Origin of the sequence: Micromonospora sp. NPDC049175, from assembly GCF_043197345.1 — a bacterium.
Taxonomy (GTDB): domain Bacteria; phylum Actinomycetota; class Actinomycetes; order Mycobacteriales; family Micromonosporaceae; genus Micromonospora.
In genome coordinates, this window is the sequence record NZ_JBICSY010000001.1 from 1087719 (window position 1) to 1107354 (window position 19636).

General features: G+C 73.1%; 17 protein-coding genes and 1 pseudogene. 7 read left to right on the top strand and 11 right to left on the bottom strand.

Annotation, left to right across the window (positions count from 1 at the left end):
* Positions 1–5 precede the first annotated feature (5 nt).
* From trpA to trpC, 3 genes are read right to left on the bottom strand one after another with little or no spacing between them, the layout of a single operon-like run.
* Positions 6–809, bottom strand: a complete 804-nt coding sequence (trpA, locus tag ACGFH8_RS04510) for a tryptophan synthase subunit alpha (protein ID WP_393363261.1) — start codon at positions 807–809, stop codon at positions 6–8.
* A 1-nt stretch (position 810) separates the two neighbouring features.
* Entirely contained in the window at positions 811–2049 is a 1239-nt protein-coding gene (trpB, locus tag ACGFH8_RS04515; RefSeq protein WP_393363264.1) for a tryptophan synthase subunit beta, read from the bottom strand.
* A 35-nt stretch (positions 2050–2084) separates the two neighbouring features.
* Complete coding sequence (trpC, locus tag ACGFH8_RS04520) at positions 2085–2888, bottom strand: indole-3-glycerol phosphate synthase TrpC (RefSeq protein WP_334631255.1); 804 nt, start codon at positions 2886–2888, stop codon at positions 2085–2087.
* 488 nt (positions 2889–3376) lie between these two features.
* Here trpC and ACGFH8_RS04525 point away from each other — a divergent pair, with 488 nt between their 5' ends.
* Positions 3377–3646 (top strand): hypothetical protein, encoded by a 270-nt coding sequence (locus ACGFH8_RS04525; protein WP_393363266.1) that lies wholly within the window; start codon positions 3377–3379, stop codon positions 3644–3646.
* A 29-nt stretch (positions 3647–3675) separates the two neighbouring features.
* On the opposite strand, the gene ACGFH8_RS04530 is transcribed toward ACGFH8_RS04525, so the two are convergent.
* The 4 genes and pseudogenes from ACGFH8_RS04530 to ACGFH8_RS04545 form a co-directional block, all read right to left on the bottom strand.
* Positions 3676–4266, bottom strand: coding sequence for a Trp biosynthesis-associated membrane protein (locus tag ACGFH8_RS04530; protein ID WP_393363269.1), 591 nt, complete (start codon positions 4264–4266; stop codon positions 3676–3678).
* A complete protein-coding gene (locus tag ACGFH8_RS04535; protein ID WP_393363272.1) occupies positions 4263–5816 on the bottom strand; it encodes an anthranilate synthase component I in 1554 nt (517 codons plus the stop codon). Before ACGFH8_RS04535 ends, ACGFH8_RS04530 begins: the two co-directional genes overlap by 4 nt.
* 58 nt (positions 5817–5874) lie before the next feature.
* Positions 5875–6306: a phosphoribosyl-AMP cyclohydrolase gene (hisI, locus tag ACGFH8_RS04540; RefSeq protein ID WP_393364502.1), complete on the bottom strand. Its 432-nt coding sequence runs from the start codon at positions 6304–6306 to the stop codon at positions 5875–5877.
* Positions 6307–6486: 180 nt separating this feature from the next.
* Positions 6487–7173, bottom strand: a pseudogene (locus tag ACGFH8_RS04545) (phosphoribosyl-AMP cyclohydrolase); the annotation flags it as partial.
* 194 nt (positions 7174–7367) lie between these two features.
* Here ACGFH8_RS04545 and ACGFH8_RS04550 point away from each other — a divergent pair.
* The 3 genes from ACGFH8_RS04550 (at position 7368) to ACGFH8_RS04560 (ending at position 9534) form a co-directional block, all read left to right on the top strand.
* A complete protein-coding gene (locus tag ACGFH8_RS04550) occupies positions 7368–8123 on the top strand; it encodes an ABC transporter ATP-binding protein (RefSeq protein ID WP_393363275.1) in 756 nt (251 codons plus the stop codon).
* On the top strand, positions 8120–8875 hold the full coding sequence (locus tag ACGFH8_RS04555; protein ID WP_393363278.1) for an ABC transporter permease: 756 nt from the start codon (positions 8120–8122) through the stop codon (positions 8873–8875). Before ACGFH8_RS04550 ends, ACGFH8_RS04555 begins: the two co-directional genes overlap by 4 nt.
* Before the next feature lie 62 nt (positions 8876–8937).
* Positions 8938–9534, top strand: coding sequence for a TetR family transcriptional regulator (locus ACGFH8_RS04560; protein ID WP_393363281.1), 597 nt, complete (start codon positions 8938–8940; stop codon positions 9532–9534).
* Positions 9535–9658: 124 nt separating this feature from the next.
* Here ACGFH8_RS04560 and ACGFH8_RS04565 read toward each other — a convergent pair whose 3' ends face one another.
* From ACGFH8_RS04565 to ACGFH8_RS04575, 3 genes are all read right to left on the bottom strand, one after another.
* Positions 9659–10408, bottom strand: coding sequence for a DUF2470 domain-containing protein (locus tag ACGFH8_RS04565; protein WP_393363284.1), 750 nt, complete (start codon positions 10406–10408; stop codon positions 9659–9661).
* Between the two features lie 92 nt (positions 10409–10500).
* Positions 10501–12279 (bottom strand): ABC transporter ATP-binding protein, encoded by a 1779-nt coding sequence (locus ACGFH8_RS04570; protein ID WP_393363287.1) that lies wholly within the window; start codon positions 12277–12279, stop codon positions 10501–10503.
* Positions 12280–12335: 56 nt separating this feature from the next.
* On the bottom strand, positions 12336–14219 hold the full coding sequence (locus ACGFH8_RS04575) for an ABC transporter ATP-binding protein (protein ID WP_393363290.1): 1884 nt from the start codon (positions 14217–14219) through the stop codon (positions 12336–12338).
* Between the two features lie 223 nt (positions 14220–14442).
* On the opposite strand from ACGFH8_RS04575, the gene ACGFH8_RS04580 reads away from it, so the two are divergent.
* The 3 genes from ACGFH8_RS04580 (at position 14443) to ACGFH8_RS04590 (ending at position 18112) form a co-directional block, all read left to right on the top strand.
* Positions 14443–15072, top strand: coding sequence for a TIGR03085 family metal-binding protein (locus ACGFH8_RS04580; protein WP_393363293.1), 630 nt, complete (start codon positions 14443–14445; stop codon positions 15070–15072).
* Between the two features lie 199 nt (positions 15073–15271).
* Positions 15272–16147: a terpene synthase gene (locus tag ACGFH8_RS04585; protein WP_393363296.1), complete on the top strand. Its 876-nt coding sequence runs from the start codon at positions 15272–15274 to the stop codon at positions 16145–16147.
* Positions 16148–16285: 138 nt separating this feature from the next.
* Entirely contained in the window at positions 16286–18112 is a 1827-nt protein-coding gene (locus ACGFH8_RS04590) for an AMP-dependent synthetase/ligase (RefSeq protein ID WP_393363299.1), read from the top strand.
* A 63-nt stretch (positions 18113–18175) separates the two neighbouring features.
* Here the strand turns inward: ACGFH8_RS04590 and ACGFH8_RS04595 are convergent, their stop codons facing one another.
* Positions 18176–19633, bottom strand: a complete 1458-nt coding sequence (locus ACGFH8_RS04595; RefSeq protein ID WP_393363301.1) for a PLP-dependent aminotransferase family protein — start codon at positions 19631–19633, stop codon at positions 18176–18178.
* Between the last annotated feature and the right edge of the window lie 3 nt (positions 19634–19636).

Here is a 19636-nt window from a genome sequence, read left to right on the forward strand (position 1 = left end):
CGGCGTCAGCGGGTGGGGTTGCGGACGCCCTCGGCGAGTTCGGCGCTGAGGGCGCGCAGGGCAGCCAGCCCCTCCGCCTCGGTGGGGGCGTCGAGCAGACACCTGATCAGCGCGCTGCCGACGATCACCCCGTCGGCGTAGCCGGCGACGGTGCCGGCCTGCGCGCCGGTGCCCACGCCGAGACCGACACCCACCGGCAGGTCGGTGACCTCGCGGACCCGGGAGACAAGCGTCGGTGCGGCGTCCGAGGTGCCCGTCCGGGCTCCGGTGACACCCATGACCGCTGTCGCGTAGACGAAACCGCGGCAGTGCCGCACGGTCATCGCCAGCCGCGCGTCGGTGGACGACGGGGAGACCAGGAACGTGCGGTCCAGGCCGTGCGCGTCCGAGGCAGCCAGCCACTCGGCCGCCTCGTCGGGAATGAGGTCGGGGGTGATCAGACCGGTGCCACCGGCGGCGGCGAGGTCACGGGCGAACACGTCCACGCCGTACCGCTCGACCGGGTTCCAGTAGGTCATGGTGACCACCGGAGCGCCGGTGGCCGCCACCGCCTCGATGATGCGCAGGGTGTCCCTGGTGCGGACGCCGCCGGCCAGCGCGATGTCACTGGCTTTCTGGATCACCGGCCCGTCCATCACCGGGTCGGAGTAGGGGATCTCCACCTCGATGACGTCCACACCGGCCTCGACCATGGCGGTCATCGCCGCGATGCTGCCGTCGACGGTCGGGAACCCGGCCGGCATGCAGCCGACCAGCAGGGCCCGTCCGTCGGCGCGGGCCTTGTCGAAGGCCACCCCGATCCGGCTCATCTCACCGCTCCTTGTCGAGGATGCCGAAGTAGTCGCCGGCGGTGTGCACGTCCTTGTCACCCCGACCGGAGAGGTTGACCACGATGGTGGGCTCCCGACCCAGCTCGGCGGCGAGCTTCGGGGCCAGCGCGACGGTGCCGGCGAGCGCGTGGGCGCTCTCGATCGCCGGGATGATCCCCTCGGTGCGGCAGAGCAACTCGAACGCGGCCATCGCCTCGGTGTCGGTGACCGGGAGGTAACGCGCCCGGCCGGTGTCGTGCAGCCAGGCGTGCTCGGGCCCGACGCCCGGGTAGTCCAGGCCGGCGGAGATCGAGTGCGACTCCAGCGTCTGCCCGTCGGCGTCCTGCAACACGTAGGTGCGCGTGCCGTGCAGGACACCGGCCGACCCGCCGGTGATGCTCGCCGCGTGCCGGCCGGTGGCCACCCCGTCGCCGCCGGCTTCGAAGCCGTACAGCCGCACGTCCTCGTCACCGACGAACGCGTGGAAGATGCCCAGGGCGTTGGAGCCGCCGCCGACGCAGGCGGTGACCGCGTCCGGCAGTGCGCCGGTCAGGTCGAGACACTGCTGACGTGCCTCGTCACCGATGCCCCGGACGAAGTCGCGGACCATCGCCGGGAACGGGTGCGGACCCGCTGCGGTGCCGATCAGGTAGTGCGTCTCGTCGACGTTCGCCACCCAGTCGCGCATCGCCTCGTTCATCGCGTCCTTGAGGGTGCGCGAGCCGTTGGTGACCGGAACGACAGTGGCGCCGAGCATCCGCATCCGGGCCACGTTGAGCGCCTGCCGCTCGGTGTCGACCTGGCCCATGTAGACCACGCACTCGAGGTCGAACAGGGCGGCGGCGGTCGCGGTGGCCACGCCGTGCTGGCCGGCACCGGTCTCGGCGATCACCCGGGTCTTGCCCATCCGCTTGGTGAGCAACGCCTGGCCGAGCACGTTGCGCACCTTGTGCGCGCCGGTGTGGTTGAGGTCCTCACGCTTGAGCAACACCCGCGCGCCGAGCTTCGCGGAGAATCGCCGGGCCTCGTAGAGCAGCGACGGCGTGCCCGCGTAGTCCCGCAGCAGCGCGCCGAACTCCGCCTGGAAGGACTCGTCCGCCATCGCCGTGCGCCACGCCCCGTCGAGCTCGTCGAGCGCGGCCACCAGGGCCTCGGGAACGAACCGACCGCCGAAGCGGCCGAAGTGGCCGGCGGAGTCGGGCTGCGGGCCGGCCACCGGGGCCAGCGCGTCGGCGCTCATCGGAAATCCTCTCGATCGGGGCGTCCGGTGCGAGGTCAGCGCACCGGCCGTGGCGTTGCCGGGTGGTTGCCCGCGTTGACCAGCTCGGCGACCGCTTCGCGAGGGCTCTTCTGGGTGACCAGGCCCTCGCCCACGAGGACCGCGTCAGCACCCGCGGACGCGTACCGGATCAGGTCGTGCGGACCACGAACGCCGGATTCGGCGATCTTGACGACGCTGCTGGGCAAGCCCGGCGCGATCCGCTCGAACACCGACCTGTCGACCTCCAGGGTACGCAGGTCACGGGCGTTGACCCCGATCACCTGAGCGCCCGCCTCCAGCGCGCGGTCGGCCTCTTCCTCGTCGTGCACCTCGACAAGCGCGGTCATGCCCAACGACTCGATCCGCTCCAGCAGACCCATCAGCACGTTCTGCTCGAGCGCGGCGACGATCAGCAGCACCAGGTCGGCGCCGTGCGCACGCGCCTCGTGGATCTGGTAGCTGGAGACCACGAAGTCCTTGCGCAGCACCGGCACGGTGACCGCGGCACGGACGGCCGCCAGGTCGTCGAGCGAACCGCCGAACCAGCGCCCCTCGGTCAGCACACTTATCGCGCGCGCCCCACCTGCCGCGTAGTCGACCGCCAGGTCGGCCGGATCGGCGATCTCGGCCAGCCGCCCCTTGGACGGCGACGAGCGCTTCACCTCGGCGATCACTGCCACGCCGGGCTTTCGCAGCGCCGCGTAAGCGTCCAGCGGCGGCGGCGCGGCCGCTGCCAGTTCACGGATCCGCTCCAGCGGAACCTGCTCCTGGCGTCGGGCGACGTCCTCACGCACGCCGGCCAGAATCTCATCGAGCACGCTTACGGACGCTGCCTGACCGGCCTCGTCCCCCTCCGCGTGCGCATGCTCAGCAGTCACCAACGGACTCCCCTCTCCGGGCGTCATGGGCCGATGCTAGGGGCAGCCGACCCACGCCGAATGCCGGGGGTATGGCGCTGCTCACGAAAAGGGCTCCGGCATAATGGCCGACTTGCCGTGAACGGTATGTCACGCAGCGCCACCTCCCGTATCGACAATCGTCACGCGGTATGGAGCCTTGGCGGCCGTGGTCCGACCGTGCCGTCGCATCGATCATGCCACCAGTTCCGGACCGGCGCCCGACGACAACGGCGTCGATCGATGTTGTGAGCAAGCTCAAGGCCGAACGGACGGCCCCTGGTCACGGCCGGGGCGAGACAGTTGACCGGGCGGTCACGGCGGCGAAACGTCAGCCGGCCAGCATCGTCCTCAGGCAGACTCGATGACGCGCCTGCCCCGACCATCGCCACTCCTCGTGCGAGGTGACCATGAGCATGTCCGAGCCGCAAGCGACCATCGGCCTGACGACCATCTCGCGGACGGTGGCGTCGCTCGCCGTCGGGGTGGTGCACAGCGTGGAACGCGCCGTGGTGGGCGAGGGTCGGATGCGTACGGCGCGGGGCAACGCCTGGGAGGCGGTCTGCGCCGACCGGGCCCGCGCCGACCAACGCGCCGAACTGAACCGCCTGGTGGCCGAACTGACCGCCGCCCGCGCCGCCACGTCACGACCGCGGCGGGACCGTCAGCCCGTCGGCTGACACCCACCGGCCGCAACGGGCCACCGCCGTCAGTCGGCCGTCGGGTCCTCACCCCGATCCAACGCGTCCCACGCCTCGGTGGTCCGCCGCCCGGCCATCGGCGCGGGCGACTCCGGCGAACCGGTCGACGCCGGCGCGGCCCGCGGCGCGGTGCGGGCCGGCCGCTCGTACCGGGCGCCCATCGCCGGCCAGCCGCCACCGCGCGCCGCCGTCCAGAAACCGCCCGCGGCGGCCAGCAGGCCGCCGAGCAGGCAGAGCACCGGCCACTGCCGGTTCACCGAGCCGTCGACATCGACACCCAGCCCGTACCCACCGCCGGCAGCCACGGCCAGCGCGAGCACACCGAGCAGCACGCCGAGCACCTGCCGCAGCCGGCCCCGGGTGGCCAGCACCGCGCCACCACCGGCCAACGTCACCAGGGCCAACGCCGGCAGCCAGGGCAGCAGCCCGGCCCCGCTACGGGTGTCGCGTACCGGCGGCAGCGGCGCCGGGCGCACGGTCAGCTCGACCGACCAGGTCCGCGTCGCCGCCCACAGCGCCAGGGCCGCGCCGACCAGGCAGAGGAGTACGGCGTACGCCAACTCACGCCGGCCCACGGCGGACCGCTCGCCACCCCTCATCGGGCCGGCCGCAACGTCTCGGCGGCGGCGATCGCCGCCAGCACGGCGGCGGCCTTGTTCCGCGTCTCCTGGTCCTCGGCGGCCGGGTCCGAGTCGGCCACCACCCCGGCGCCGGCCTGCACGTAGGCGCGGCCGTCGCGGATCAGCGCGGTCCGGATGGCGATCGCCATGTCCAGGTCACCGCCGAAGCCGAAGTAACCCACCGTGCCGCCGTAGAGGCCGCGGCGGACCGGCTCCAACTCCTCGATGATCTCCATGGCCCGGACCTTCGGCGCGCCGGAGAGGGTCCCGGCCGGAAAGGTCGCGGCGAGCGCGTCGAACGCGCTCTGGTCGTCACGCAACGTGCCGGTGACGGTGGAGACGATGTGCATGACGTGGCTGTACCGCTCGATGGTGGCGAACTCGGGCACCTCCACGCTGCCGGGCTGACACACCCGGCCCAGGTCGTTGCGGCCGAGGTCGACGAGCATCACGTGCTCGGCCCGCTCCTTGGGGTCGGCGAGCAGCTCCGCGGCGAGCACGGCGTCGGCGGCGGGGGTGTCGCCACGCGGCCGGGTGCCGGCGATCGGGTGCAGCAACGCGCGACGCCGCCCGCTCGCGCCGCCGGTGACCTTCAGGTGCGCCTCCGGGGACGAGCCGACGATGTCGAACCCGTCGAAGCGCAGCAGGTACATGTACGGGCTGGGGTTGCTGGTGCGCAGCACCCGGTAGACGTCCAGCGGGTCGGCGTGCGTCGACCGCTCGAAGCGCTGGGACAGCACGATCTGGAAGCACTCACCGGCCCGGATCGCCTCCTTGGCGGCCTCCACCGCCTTCGGGTAGCCGCCGTCGGGCGTACGGCAGAGCACCTCCCCGGCCGGCGGACGCTCGACCGTGGAGATCATCGGTGGGATGGGCCGGGACAGCGCCGTGGTCATCGCGTCCAGCCGGCCCACCGCGTGGTGGTACGCGGCGGCGACCTGCGGGGCGCGGTCCGGGGCGTCCAACGGCGGCAGCACCGCGTTGGCGACCAGGATCGCCGAGCCGTCGTAGTGGTCGAGCACCACCAGGTCGGTGGCGAGCATCATGCCCAACTCGGGCACGCCCAGGTCGTCCTCGGTCAGCTCGGGCAGCCGCTCGAAGCGGCGCACCAGGTCGTAGCCGAGGTAACCGACCATGCCCCCGGTCAGCGGCGGCAGATCGTCGGACGGGTCGCCGACCGGGCCGGCGAGCGCCGCCACCGTCTCCCGCAGCACCCGCACCGGGTCGCCCTCGGTGGGCAACCCCGCCGGCGGCTGGCCGAGCCAGGTCGCCACGCCGTCCCGCTCGACGAGCGTGGCGCTGCTGCGGACGCCGATGAACGAGTATCGCGACCAGGCCAGGCCGGCCGAGCCGACCCCCTGCTCGGCCGATTCCAGCAGGAACGTGCCGGGCCCACCGGCCAGCTTCCGGTAGACCCCGACCGGCGTCTCCGCGTCGGCCAGGAGCCGCCGGGTCACCGGCACCACCCGCCAGTCGGCGGCCAGCTCGGTGAAGGTGCCCAGTTCGGGGCTGACGGTGCCGTCGGTCATGGCTGGGTCTGCCTTTCGTTCGCGGCTGCGAGGCTGCGCCGGGCCGCGCTGGGCGCGCTCACCGGGCCTCCGGGGCGGTGACGGGCAACTCGGTGAAGAAGCAGGTCCGGTGTCCGGTGTGGCAGGCCGCCCCGACCTGGTCCACGCTGACCAGCAGCGCGTCTCCGTCGCAGTCCAGCGCGACCGAGCGGACGTACTGGTGGTGCCCGGAGGTGGCTCCCTTGACCCAGTATTCGCGGCGGCTGCGCGACCAGTAGGTGGCCCGGCCGGTGGTGAGGGTGCGGTGCAGCGCCTCGTCGTCCATCCACGCGACCATCAGCACCTCGCCGGTGTCGTGCGCGCGGACCACCGCGGCGACCAGACCGTCGGCGGTGCGGCGCAACCGGGCCGCGATGGCCGCGTCGAGTCGGGACGGGCGGGCCGACCCGGATGCCATCGGGTCGCTCGGTGCGCTGGGGACGCCGGTCGCCGGCGAGTCAGGTACGGACACAGTGTCCAAGTGTCCCGCACGTGGCGCGGGCACCGGCGACCGCTCCCGGTGCGGCGGCGGCGCGGGCACGTCGGGCCGGGCCAGCTGGGCCACGTACCGATCCAGCCGGCCGTCGACAAGGGCGGCGGCCAGGTCCGCGCCGGCCACCTCGGCGATCTCCTCGGCGTACGGCCGGATCAGCGGCAGGGTGCCGGCGACGAGTCGTACGGCGGCGGAGAACAGCTGGGCGGTGGCGCCCGGTCGCAGGCCGAGGCAGAGCAGCATGTCCGCCCGGTAGCCCGGTGGGGCGACCGGCAGGTCCAGGGCCGCCGCGAAGGCCGCCCGGCGGGAGTGGACCCGCACCGACGGGTTGGCCGGGCGCAGCACCGATGGGCAGAGCCGGGCCAGGTCGGCGACGGCGAGCCGGATCCCGAGTCGGTCGTGGGCGGACCGGGCGGCCGCGGCCTTACCGAGCGTGGCGATCAGCTCCTCGAGGCGGGGTGGTTCGGCGGGCTGGCAGAGCACCGGCAGGTCGATGCGGGGCCGCCAGTGCGGGTCGGCCCAGAGCAGCCGCGCCGGGGCGGTGACCGGGAGCCCGAACGCCCAGTCGGCCGGTTCGCCGAGTCGATGCACCCAGGAGCGGACGTCGCGCGCGGCGACCGAGACGTGGGTGACCCGGCCTGCGGATTCGGCCAGGTACGCCTGCCGCGCGGCGTACGGCGCGCCGCCGACAAGCACGTCGAGGTCGACGTCGCTGTGTGCGGTGGCGGCTCGGCGGGCGTGGCTGCCGCGCAGCAGGATGCCGACGACCGGCCGCTCGCCGGTCTGCCGCAACCGCGCGGCCCAGTCCTCGAGAAAACCGCTATTCGGTAACGGAGCGTGACCCACGGCGCCATCGTGCCGTACGCCCCATCAGTGCGCAATGCCCGTTGGCGGACTCGGTGTCCGGTCCGAAGCCTACTGCCCGTTCTAACGCCGGGCGCACGGTAGCCGACCGATCGTCGGTCCTGGCCGTTGCACCGGGGGCAGCATTTCATCTACCGTTGAGTTCAACAGATGATGAGTTTCTTGGGAGGTATGTGATGGACGACGCGATAGCCGTCCGTGACCTGGTCGTCGACCGGGGTGGGCGGCGGGTGTTGGACCGCATCAGCTGCCAGGTCCCGCGCGGCGCCGTCACCGGGCTGCTCGGCCCCAGCGGCAGTGGCAAGACCACGTTCATGCGCGCCGTGGTCGGGGTGCAGGTGGTCAGCGGCGGGACGGTCACCGTGCTCGGTCAACCGGCCGGCGCCCCGGCGCTGCGGCACCAGGTGGGCTACCTGACCCAGGCGCCGAGCGTCTACGCCGACCTGACCGTCCGGGAGAACGCCCGCTACTTCGCGGCCCTCTACGGGCGCGGGCGGGTCGAGGCCGACCGGGCGATCGGCGATGTCGGGCTGGCCGAGGCCGCCGGCCAACTGGTCGCCACCCTCTCCGGCGGCCAGCGCAGCCGGGCGTCGCTGGCCTGCGCCCTGGTCGGGGAGCCGGAGCTGGTGATCCTCGACGAGCCGACAGTCGGTCAGGATCCGGTGCTCCGGGCCGACCTGTGGGCCCGGTTCCACGCGATGGCCGCCGCGGGCACCACCCTGCTGGTGTCCAGCCACGTGATGGACGAGGCGGCCCGCTGCGACCGGTTGCTGCTGATCCGCCAGGGGCGGTTGATCGCCGACGACAGCCCGGCCGCCATCCGCGCCGCCGCCGGCGTGGACGACCTCGACGAGGCGTTCCTGCGCCTGATCCGGGCCGGCGAGGCGGCTCCGACCACCACCGCCCCGCAAGCCGGACAGGAGCAGTTATGAACCCCCGGATCCTGGCGGCCACCACCGGCCGCATCCTGCGTCAGCTCCGGCACGATCGCCGCACCATCGCCCTGCTCGTGGTGGTGCCGGCCGTCCTGCTCACCCTCGTCTACTTCATGTACGCCGACCAACCGACCCCGCCCGGGCAGCCCACGACGTTCGACCGGGTCGCGCTGGTGCTGCTGGGCATCTTCCCGTTCGTGATCATGTTCCTGGTGACGAGCATCGCGATGCTCCGCGAACGCACCTCCGGCACCCTGGAGCGTCTGCTCACCACACCGCTGGGCAAGCTCGACCTGCTCTTCGGTTACGGCATCGCGTTCGGGCTGGCCGCCGCCGCGCAGGCGGCCGTCGCCGCCGCCGTGGCGTACTGGATCTTCGATCTGGACACCGCCGGCAGCAGCTGGCTGGTGATCGGGATCGCGGTCGTCGACGCCGTGCTGGGCGTCGCCCTCGGGCTGCTGTGCAGCGCCTTCGCGCGCACCGAGTTCCAGGCAGTACAGTTCCTGCCGGTCGTGGTGGTCCCCCAACTGCTGCTCTGCGGGCTGTTCGTGGCCCGCGACGAGATGGCCGGTTGGCTCCAGGCGCTCGGTGACGCCTTCCCCCTGTCGTACGCCATCGAGGCGTTGCAGGAGGTCGGCGCCCACGCCGAGCCGACCGGCACAATGTGGCGGGACGTGGCGGTGGTGCTCGGCGCGGTGGTGCTGGCGCTGGTGCTCGCGGCGGCCACCCTGCGCCGACGCAGCGGGTGAGACCGCGGCAGCCGTGGGCCGGCCGGCCCACGGCTGCCCAGGTGGACGAACGAAGGGCGGCGATGACGCGGCGGACCGGCCGGCGACCCGGCAACCCGGACACCCGGGAGGCGATCCTCGACTCGGCGCGCACGGCGTTCGCCGAGCGGGGCTACGACGCCGCCTCGATCCGCGCCATCGCCAGCACGGCAGGCGTCGACCCGGCGCTCGTGCACCACTACTTCGGCAGCAAGGACCAGCTCTTCCTCGCCGCGATGAACTTCCCGTTCGACCCCGGTCAGCTGGTGCCGAAGGTGCTCGCCGGCGACCCGGACGGCGCCGGTGAGCGCCTGGTGCGCACCTTCCTCGGCATCTGGGACTCCCCGGCCGGGGCCGCCGCCCAGGCGCTGCTGCGCTCCGCGGTGAGCAACGAGTGGACCGCCCGACTGCTGCGCGAGTTCATCGCCACCCAGGTGCTGCGGCGGGTGCTCGAACAACTCGACGTCGATCCGGCCCAGCTGCCGCTGCGCGGTTCCCTGGTGGCCACCCAGATGATCGGCCTGGCCATGATGCGGCACGTGGTGCGCCTGGAGCCAGTCGCCTCGGCCGACCCGGAGACCCTTGTCGCCGCGGTCGGCCCGACGATCCAGCGCTACCTGACGGGCCCCCTGCCGACCTGACCCCGGACGCCCTCGCGATCTTGCACTTACTGTCCCGACAAAAAGGGATAACTAACGCATTCCGGCGACCGAAAGTGCAAGATCGGCGCACGGCAGGGGTGGGGACGGGGTGGGTCGGGGTGGGTCAGCGCGGGGGGCGGGTGTTGGCGGGGAGGTGTAGCGGCGGCAGCAGTCGCGGCAGGTCGGCCGGGTCGGCCACCGGGCCGGGGAACGCCAACCGGATCCGCCGTCGGGCGCCGGGGTGGCCGAGGGCGACCACCAGCCCGTAGCGGTCGATGCGCACCACCCGGGGCGGCCCGTCGACGGTCTGCTCGGTCAGGCCGAGCTGCTGGCGCAGGTACGCGGTCACCTGGGCGCCGTGGCACTCGGCGAGGTCGGCGAGCAGACGTGCCTCGACCGGGTGCACCGGGTCCGGCTCCGCCTCCGCGTACTCCCCCGGGTCGATCCGGCGCACGAGGCCGGCGCGCTCCCAACGGACCTCGACCACCTCGAAGCGGAACAGCCGGAACCGGGTGCCCAGGTCGAGCAGGTCGCCGGTCGGCTCCACCGCGGCGAAGTCGAGCGCCGCCTGGCGGGCCTCGTCGCCGTGCAGCTCGCCGGCCCAGCCGGAGACCCAGGCCCGACCCAGACCCGGCGCGCCGGCGGCGGGTGGCAGGTCGAGCACGTCGAGCACCACCGCGACGTCGCTGACCCCGGCGGCCGGTCGCAGCGCGGCGGCCAGGTGGCTGGCCACCGGCACCAACAGCAGCACCCGCCCGTCCGGGTCGGTCACGTGCCGGGCGTGGTGCGGGCCCGGCCGGTGCGCGAGATGCACGAGACCGGGCAGGCGGCCGGCGACGAGGGTACGGACGATCTCGGCGGGGTTGGGCCGCATGGCGCGACCTCCTTCGAAGGTTAGGCTTGCCTAACCCGGAGCCTAGAGCACCTCGCCGTCGGCGTCCACCAAGCCGGCGCAGCCGGAGCGCGTCATCGGGTCTGCTCCAGCCAGGACGCGTAGAGCAGGCCATAGACCGAGTCGGCGTCACGGACCAACTCGTCGTGCGGGCCGCGCTGCACCACCCGACCCCGGTCCACCACGATCACCTCGTCGGCGGCCTGCGCCGTGGAGAGCCGGTGTGCGATCGCGAGGGTGGTCCGCCCCCTGGTGACCGCGTCCAGGGTGCGTTGCAGGCGCACCTCGGTCGCCGGGTCCACGGCGCTCGTCGCCTCGTCCAGCACCAACAGGTCCGGGTCGGCCACGTACGCGCGGGCCAGTGCGACCAACTGCCGCTCACCGACGCTGAGCGCCTCGCCGCGCTCGCCGACCGGCGTGTCCAGACCCGCCGGCAGACCCTCCAGCCAGTCCGACAGGCCCAGCTCGGTGAAGGCCACGCTCAGCTCCTCGTCGGTCAGCTCCGGCCGGGCGAACCGGACGTTGTCCCCCACCGTCGCGTCGAAGAGGAACCCGTCCTGCGGCACCATCACCACCCGGGAGCGCAGCGAGTCGAACCGCACCTCCGCCAGCGGCACCCCGGACAGCAGCACCGCCCCGGCCGACGGGTCCATCAGACGGGTCAGCAACTTGGCGAACGTGGTCTTGCCACTGCCGGTCTCGCCGACAACCGCCACCCGGCTCTTCGCCGGAATCTCCAGGTCGATGTCGTGCAGCACCGGCGGGCCACCCGGATAGGCGAACCGCACACCGGCGAACCGGATGTCCAGCGGCCCGGCCGGCAGCTTGCGCCCCTGCTCCCCCGGGTCGGCCACGTCGGGGGCGACGTCCAGCACGTCCAGCACCCGACGCCAGCCGGCGATCGCGTTCTGCGCCTCGTTGAGCACCTCGGTGGCGATCTGCACCGGCTGGATGAAGAGCGTCACCAGGAACAGGAACGCGGTCAACTGGCCGATCGACAGCGTGCCGTCCACCCCCAGCGTCACCCCGAGCACCACCACACCCGCCAGCGCGAGCCCAGCGGCCAGCTCGCCCACCGAGCTGCCCACGATGCTGATCCGGATCGCCCGCTGCTGCGCCAGCCGCTGCCCGTCGATGGCCTCGTCCAACCGCCGCTCGGTGCGGCCCGCGATCCCGTACGCCCGGATCACCGGCGCGCCCACCACGCTCTCGCCGATCGTGCCGAGCAGCGTGCCGGTGCGCTGACGCACCGTCGCGTACGCCGAGCCCAGCCGGCGTTGCAACCGCCGGATCACGAACACCGCGGGCAGGAAGGCGGCCAGCACCACGAGCGTCAACTGCCAGGAGTACGCGAGCATGACGGCTGTGGTGACCACCAGCTGACCGAGGTTGACGAGCAGGATCACCCCACCCCACTGGAGGAACTGGGTGATCTGGTCGACGTCGCTGGTGACCCGCGAGACAAGCGAGCCGCGCCGCTCCGACTGCTGGTGCAACATCGACAGGTCGTGCACGTGCCGGAACGCCCGCGTCCGGACGTTCGCCAACGCCGTCTCACTGACCGTGAACAGCCGGCGCATCATCAGATAGCCGCAGACCGTCGTGACCGTCAGGATCGCCGCGGTGACCGCCACCACCGACCAGACCACGTCGAGGTTCAGACCGCCGACGATGCCCCGGTCGATGCCCTGCTGCACGGCGACCGGCACCGCCACCCGGCCGATCATGTAGACCAACGCCAGGGCCAGGGTGCCGGCCAGGCCGGTCCGCAACTCCGGTGAGAGCGCCAGACCCCGGCGCAGGGTCTGCCAGGTCGTCTCCTCCCGCTTGGCACCGTCCACGGTCGTCGTCACCGGATCCCGCCTCTCGTTCGCGACCGCGGGGCTCCGCTTCGCCGCGTTCCTCCCGCTCACCGGTCCACCTCGATCTCCAGGCCCGAGGGCAACGGTGCGACCTCGTCGCCGTAGGCGCTCTCCTGCGCGCGCTCGACCTCCGCCTGCTCGTAGGCGGTGACCAGGTCGACGTACCCGGGCACGGTGGCCAGCAACTCGCTGTGCGTGCCGCGGGCGAGCACCCGTCCCTGCTCCACGTAGATGACCTCGTCGGCGAGCGCGATGGTGGCCCGGCGGTACGCCACCACCAGGATCGACGCGACAGGCACCCCGGGCTCGGCCGCCGACGACCGCAGCCCGGCCAGGATGGCCGCCTCCACCCGCGGGTCGACAGCGCTTGTCGCGTCGTCGAGCACCAGCAGGCGCGGCCGGCCGGCGAGCGCGCGGGCCAGGGTGAGCCGCTGCCGCTGCCCGCCGGAGAGCGAGGTGCCCCGCTCGCCGACCATGGTGTCCAGACCGTCGGGCAGCGCGGCGACGAACCCGTCCGCCTCGGCCAGCCGCAGCGCCGCCCAGACCGCCTCGTCGTCGATGCCCGGCCGGTCGAGGGCGATGTTGGCGCGGACCGTGTCGTCGAAGACGAACGGCACCTGGGCGACCAGCGCCACGGTGCCGGCCAGCGAGGCGGCGGTCAGCTCGCGCACGTCCACCCCGTCCAGGGTGACGGCGCCGGAGTCCGGGTCGACGAGGCGCACCGCCAGCGAGGCGATTGTGGACTTGCCGGCGCCGGTGGGCCCGACCAGGGCCACCGTCCGACCGGCCGGCACCGTGAAGCCGACCTCGCCGAGGACCTGCGCGCCGGTCTGGTGCGCCTCGGCCGGCGGGTAGGAGAAGTGCACGTCGCGGAAGGTGAGGGTGGCCGCCCCGGCGCCGTCCTGGTCGAGCACGCGCTGCCCGTACGGCATCTCGCCGGTCGCGTCGAGCACCCGGCGGACGCGGTCCCAGCCGGCGACGCTGCGCGGCAGCTCGGCCAGCACCCACCCGATGGCCCGGACCGGGAAGGCCAGCACGGTGAAGAGGAAGGCCACGCTGACCAACTCGGTCACGCTTATCGCGCCCTGGCGCAGCCGGAACGCCCCGACCACGAGCACGGCGAGGGTGCCGAGGCTGGGCAGGGTCTCCAACAGTGGGTCGAAGACGCCGCGCAGCCGACCGACCGCGATCAGCGAGTCGCGCAGCTCACCGGCGCGACCCGCGAACCGGGCGGTCTCCTGGGCTTCGCGGCCCATGGTCTTGACCACCAGGGCGCCGTCGAAGCTCTCGTGGGCGATGCCGCTGACCTCGGCGCGCAGGCGCTGCGCCCGAGCCTGTCGGGGCGCCATCCGGCGGGAGTAGACGACGTTGAGCGCGAACAGCGCGGGAAAGACCGCGAGGCCCACCAGGGCCAGCGCCCAGTCGGTGGCGAAGAGCGACACGATCGCGCCGACGAGCATCACGAGCGTGCCGACGGCGAACGGCAGCGGCGCGATCGGGTACCAGGCCGCCTCCACGTCGGAGTTGGCGTTGGACAGCAGGGTGCCGGTCGAGTTGCGGTGGTGCCAGGACAGCGGCAGCTCCAGGTAACGGCGGGTGACCCGGCGCCGGTAGGAGGCCTGGAGGCGGTACTGCATGTAGCCGGCGCCGAGCCGACGCCCGAAGATGCCCGCCACCCGCAGCACGCTGATCCCGAACAGCGCGGCCGCGGCCAACGCCAGGGTCCCGGCGCCCACCTCGCCGCGCGAGATGGCCGGCAGCGCCACCTCGCCGATGACGGTCCCGACGACCCGAGCGCTGACGATGATCATGCCGCCGAAGAGCACGCTGCCGACGACCGCGACCGAGAAGATCCGGGGCTGCTCGCGGATCGCCTGCCGCAGGACCCCCAGCCCTCGGCTGAGCACGTCCCGACTTGTCTTGCTCGCCACGCTTTCCCCCGCCGTAAGCCGCAATTATCTCCCTCATCCTTACCGGTCGGGGCCAGCACTGCCGACCCGGTCGGGATATGTCGACCGTCACGTACCCGGATGACGGCGGGCGGCGGGCGGCGGGCGGCGGGCGGCGGGCGGCGGGCGGCGGGCGGCGGGCGGCGGGCGACGAGTCGGCGGCCGGTGTCGCGCGCCGACGAGCGACCGGGCCTACGATCGGCAGATGCCGCGGTACGCCCGAGCCGAGCGCGAGGCGCTGGCCGATCTCCTGCTGGCCCTCGGGCCGGACGCCCCGACGATCAACGAGGGGTGGGTGACCCGTGACCTCGCCGCGCACCTGGTGCTGCGGGAACGCCGCCCGGACGCGGCCGGCGGGATCCTGCTGCCGCCGCTGCGCGGCTACGCCGAACGGGTGCGTCGCCGCCTCGCCGCGCGGCCCTACCCGGAGCTGGTGGCGCAGGTACGACGTCCGCCGCTGTGGAGCCCGGTCAGCAATCCCCTGACCGACGAGCTGGCCAACACGATGGAGTTCTTCATCCACCACGAGGACGTGCGGCGGGCCGGCTCCGGGTGGCAACCGCGCGACCTGCCCGCCGGCCTGCAGCGCACTTTGTGGAAGCGTGCCGCCCCGCTGGCCCGGCTGGTCCTGCGCCGCTTTCCGGCGGACCTCTACGTGCAGGCGCCCGGTCACGGCGAGATCTCCGTCGGTCGGGGCGGGGAGCCGCTGCGGTTGGTCGGCGCCCCCGCCGAGCTGACCCTGTTCCTCTCCGGTCGGCAGCGGGTGGCGCGGGTCCAACTGGACGGCACGACAGCCGCCGCACGTCGCCTGCGGGCCGCCAACCTGGGCATGTGACTCCCTGAGCTTAAACGGTCACAAGTCAAGTGTGGCGTTGCCCACACCCAGCGAAACACGCTGATGCCTCCTCCCGTACGCTTCACCGCGCCGCTCCGCGCCGAGCGGTACGAAGTGGGGGCGCACTGTGCGGAAATTTGCGATTTCGGCGCTGCGGGAGCCTCCTTTTCGTGCGGGGCGCCATGGGGCCACGGAGCAGGTGGCGGGCGAGAGCGTCGAGTGGGCGCGCGCGTTCGGGTTGGTCGATTCCAGCCAGCGTGTGCAGCGGCTGCACCGGGCCGACGCCGCCGGCCTGGCCGGCCGCGCCTGCCCGGACGGATCCGTGGACGGGTTACGCCTGCTCACCGACCTGATCAGCTGGCTCTTCGTGATGGACGACGCCTGTGACGAGGACGGCCTCGGCGCCGACCCGACCCGGCTGGGGCCGGCGATCAGCACTCTGATCGACGTGCTGGACCGCTGCGGCGACCCGGACGTCGTACCGCCCGCCGTCGGGCCGCTCGGCGACGCGCTGCACGACCTGTGCCGCCGCACCCGGCTGCACGACCACCCGGCCCTGCTGTTGCGGTTCGTCAGCCAGATGCGGGAGTACCTGTTGGCGTTGCTCTGGGAGGCGGCCAACCGGGAGCGTCGGCGGGTGCCCGAGGTCGCGGAGTACGTGCAACTGCGGCGACACATCGGTGGCGTACGGCCGTGTCTCACGCTCACCGACCTGGCGGCGCCCCAGCAGCTCGGGCCGACCCAGCGCGCCCATCCGGCGCTTGTCGCCCTCGACGTGCTGGCGGTGGACCTGGTCTGCTGGTGCAACGATCTCTTCTCCTACGGCAAGGAGAGCCAGGTGGACCCGGACGCGCACAACCTGGTGACGGTGCTCGCCCGGGACAGCGGCGCGGACGAGGCGAGCGCGCTGCGGGCCGCGGCGGACCGGTTCAACCGGGGGCTGGACGCGTACCTCGATGTCGAGAAGACGCTGCTGGCAGACGAGGACGAGGGCCTGCGCCACGCGCTGGCCGCACGGCGGAACTGGGTCCGTGCCACCTACGACTGGTCAGTCGTGGCCGCCCGGTACGCCTGATTCGCCCGTACCGGGCGGCGGGGTGGGAGGGCCGGACGATCACCGGGGCTAGCCGACGCACCGCGCCAGGCAATACTCTTCGGTAACCATCATGACGTGACGACCGTCACGCCACCACCCCCGAAGGCGGCTACAGCGATGGCTCTCGATGTACCGTACCGTTCCATCCCGGACATGTTCCTCAAGCGCGTGGCGGCCACCCCCGACCGGCACGCGTTCGCGTCCCCGAACGCCGACGACTCGGGGCCGGTCTGGATGACCTGGGAGCAGGTCGGCCAGCGCGCCAAGGCGGTCGCCGCCGGCCTGCACGGTCTGGGCATCGGCCAGGAGGACCCGGTCGCGATCCTCGCCAACACCCGACTGGACTGGGTGATCATCGATCTCGGCATCATGTGTGCCGGTGGAGCGACCACCACCATCTACCCGACCACCGAGCCGGCGGACGCGACGTACATCCTCGCCGACTCCGGGTCGAAGGTGCTGTTCGCGGAGAACCCGACCCAGGCGGCGAAGGCCGGCGGCGCCGACCTGCCCGCGCTGACCCACGTGGTGCTCCTCGACGGCGCCGTCGACCCGACCGCCACGATCCCCCAACTGACGCTCGCCGAGTTGGAGGAGCGGGGCGCCCGTGCGCTGGCCGCCGAACCGGAACTGATCGACATGCTCGTGGCCGGCATCGGCCCCGACCACCTGGCCACCCTGATCTACACCTCGGGCACCACCGGCCGGCCCAAGGGTGTCGAGCTGCTGCACGGCGGTTGGTGCTGGGAGGCCGTGGCGCAGGCCGAGGCCGGGCTGCTGCTCGACGACGATCTGCAGTACCTGTGGCTGCCGCTGTCCCACTCGTTCGGCAAGACGCTGCTCTGCGGCGCCACCCACGTGGGGCTGCCCACCTACGTCGACGGGCGGGTGGACAAGCTCGTCGACCTGCTGTCGGTGATCCGTCCGACGCTGATGTGCGGCGCCCCCCGTGTGTTCGAGAAGGTCTACAACCGGGCGGTGACCACCGCGCAGAGCGCGGGCGGCGCGAAGGCGAAGATCTTCGCCTGGGGCGTCCGGGTCGGCAAGCAGAAGGTGGCCCTGGAGCAGGCCGGCATGCCGGTGCCGGGCGGGCTGAAGCTGCAGTACGCGCTCGCCGAGAAGCTGGTGTTCAGCAAGCTCCAGGCCCGCCTGGGCGGCCGGATGCGGGTGCTGGTCTCCGGCGCCGCTCCGCTCAGTCCGGAGATCGCCAGCTTCTTCGCCGCGGCGAACCTGCCGATCTCGGAGGGCTACGGCCTGACCGAGACCAGCGCCGGCAACTTCGTCAACCCGCCGGGCGGGCTCCAGATCGGCACGGTGGGCCGGGCGATGGGCGACCTGGAGTGCCGGATCGACAGCGACGGCGAGATCCTGCTGCGCGGTCGGCCGGTGATGCGCGGCTACCACAACCTGCCGGAGGAGACCGCCGCCGCGTTCACCGAGGACGGGTTCTTCCGTACCGGTGACATCGGCACCCTCGACGAGCAGGGCTATCTCCAGATCACCGACCGCAAGAAGGACCTGGTCAAGACCTCCGGCGGCAAGTACGTCGCGCCGTCGCACATCGAGGGGCTGTTCAAGGCCATCTGCCCGTACACCTCGCAGGCGGTCGTCGTCGGCCAGGCGCGCAACTTCTGCACGATGCTGATCACGCTGGACCCGGACGCGATCCGGGGCTGGGTCGCCGGCGGGCCGCTGGAGGGGCGCGACTACACCGAGATCGTCACCTCGGCGGAGGCCCAGACGATGGTCGAGGAGTACGTCGCCCAACTCAACGCCAAGCTCAACCGCTGGGAGCAGATCAAGAAGGTGGCCATCCTGCCCCGCGACCTCACCATCGAGGACGGCGAGATCACCCCGTCGTTGAAGATCAAGCGGCGCGGTGTGGAGAGCAACTTCGCGGGCGAGATCGACAAGATGTACGCCGGCACCCTCGCCGAGCTGTGACGCGTCGCCGGTGGCCCCGCACCCACGCCCGGGTGGGTGCCACCGGCTTCCCGTCGACGGGGCTCAGGCGATGACGGCCGGCTCCCGCCACCGCTGCGGCCCGGTCCGGTCCAGGTCGTAGCGGACCGCCGCGATCCGTCCGACGGCCTCCACCAGGTCCGCGGCGGGCAGGGTGAACGGCAGTCGCAGGAAACGCTCCATGGTGCCGTCCAGGCCGAACCGGGGGCCGGGCGCCAGTCGTACGCCGACCTCCTCGGCGGCCCGGGCCAGCGCGCTGGAGACCGGGCCGTCCAACTCGGCCCAGAGCGTCACGCCACCTCGTGGCACGGTGACCCGCCAGTCCGGCAGCCGGTGCGCCAGCGCGCCGAGCAGGGCGTCGCGCTGGCCGGTCAACTGGACGCGGCGGTCGGCGACGATGGCGTCGGCATCGGCGAGCAGGTGCACCGCGACCAGTTGGTCCAGCACCGGGCTGGCCATGTCCACCCCGACCCGGACGGCGGCCAGCCGCTGCACCTGCGGCGCGGAGGCGCGCACCCAGCCGATCCGCAGGCCGCCCCAGTAGGACTTGCTCATCCCGCCGATGCTGATCACCCGACTGTGCCGGTCGTGGACGGCGACCGGGGGCGGCACCTCGGTGCCGTCCAGCGCGAGGTCCACGAAGGACTCGTCGACGACCAGGTCGGTGCCGACGGCGTGGGCGGCGGCCACCACACGTTCCCGCAGCGCGGCGGGCATCAGGTGCCCCGTCGGGTTCTGGAACTCCGGGATCAGGTAGGCCAGCTTGGGCCGGGTCTGGCGGAGGCTGCCCAGCAGCAGGTCGGGCTCCCAGCCGCCGCCGTCGGCGGCCAGGCCGTGGGTGGTGATCCGGGCCCGTCGGCCGGCCAGCGCGGCGAGCGCGTTGGGATAGGTCGGGGACTCGACCAGGACGTTGCCGCCGGGGGCGAGCGCGAGTCGCAACACCAGGTCCAGGGCGTGCTGGGTGCCGCTGGTGACCATGATCTGGTCGGCCGAGGTCGGCAGACCCCGAGCGGTGTACGTGCCGGCCACCGCCTCGCGCAGCTCGATGATGCCGGTCGGGTGGTAGCCGGCCCCGCCCAGATAGCGGGGTAGGTCCTCGGTGGCCGTCCGGGCGGCCGTCAGGAGTTGCGGCGGGGCGGCCAGCGCCGCGACGCCGAGGTCGAGCATGTCCCGGTCGTCGAGCGGGGTCCACAGGCCGGTGCTGGCCACCCGGTGGTTGCCGGGCAGCATCGTCCAGCTCCCGGCGCCCCGGCGGCTGGCCAGGTGCCCGGTCTCCCGCAACTGCCGGTACGCGGCGGTGACAGTGGTCCGGCTGATCCGCAGCGCCTCGGCCAGCTCCCGTTCGGCCGGGAGTCGGACGCCCAGCGGCAGCCGGCCGTCGGCGAGCAGCCCGCGCACCGCCCCGGCCAGAGCGGCGTAGTCGGGGCTGCGCCGACGGCCCGGCAGGGCGTGCCACTGGCCGAGCAGACGGGCCAATTGGACGCCTCGCACCTGCCCAGTCATGAC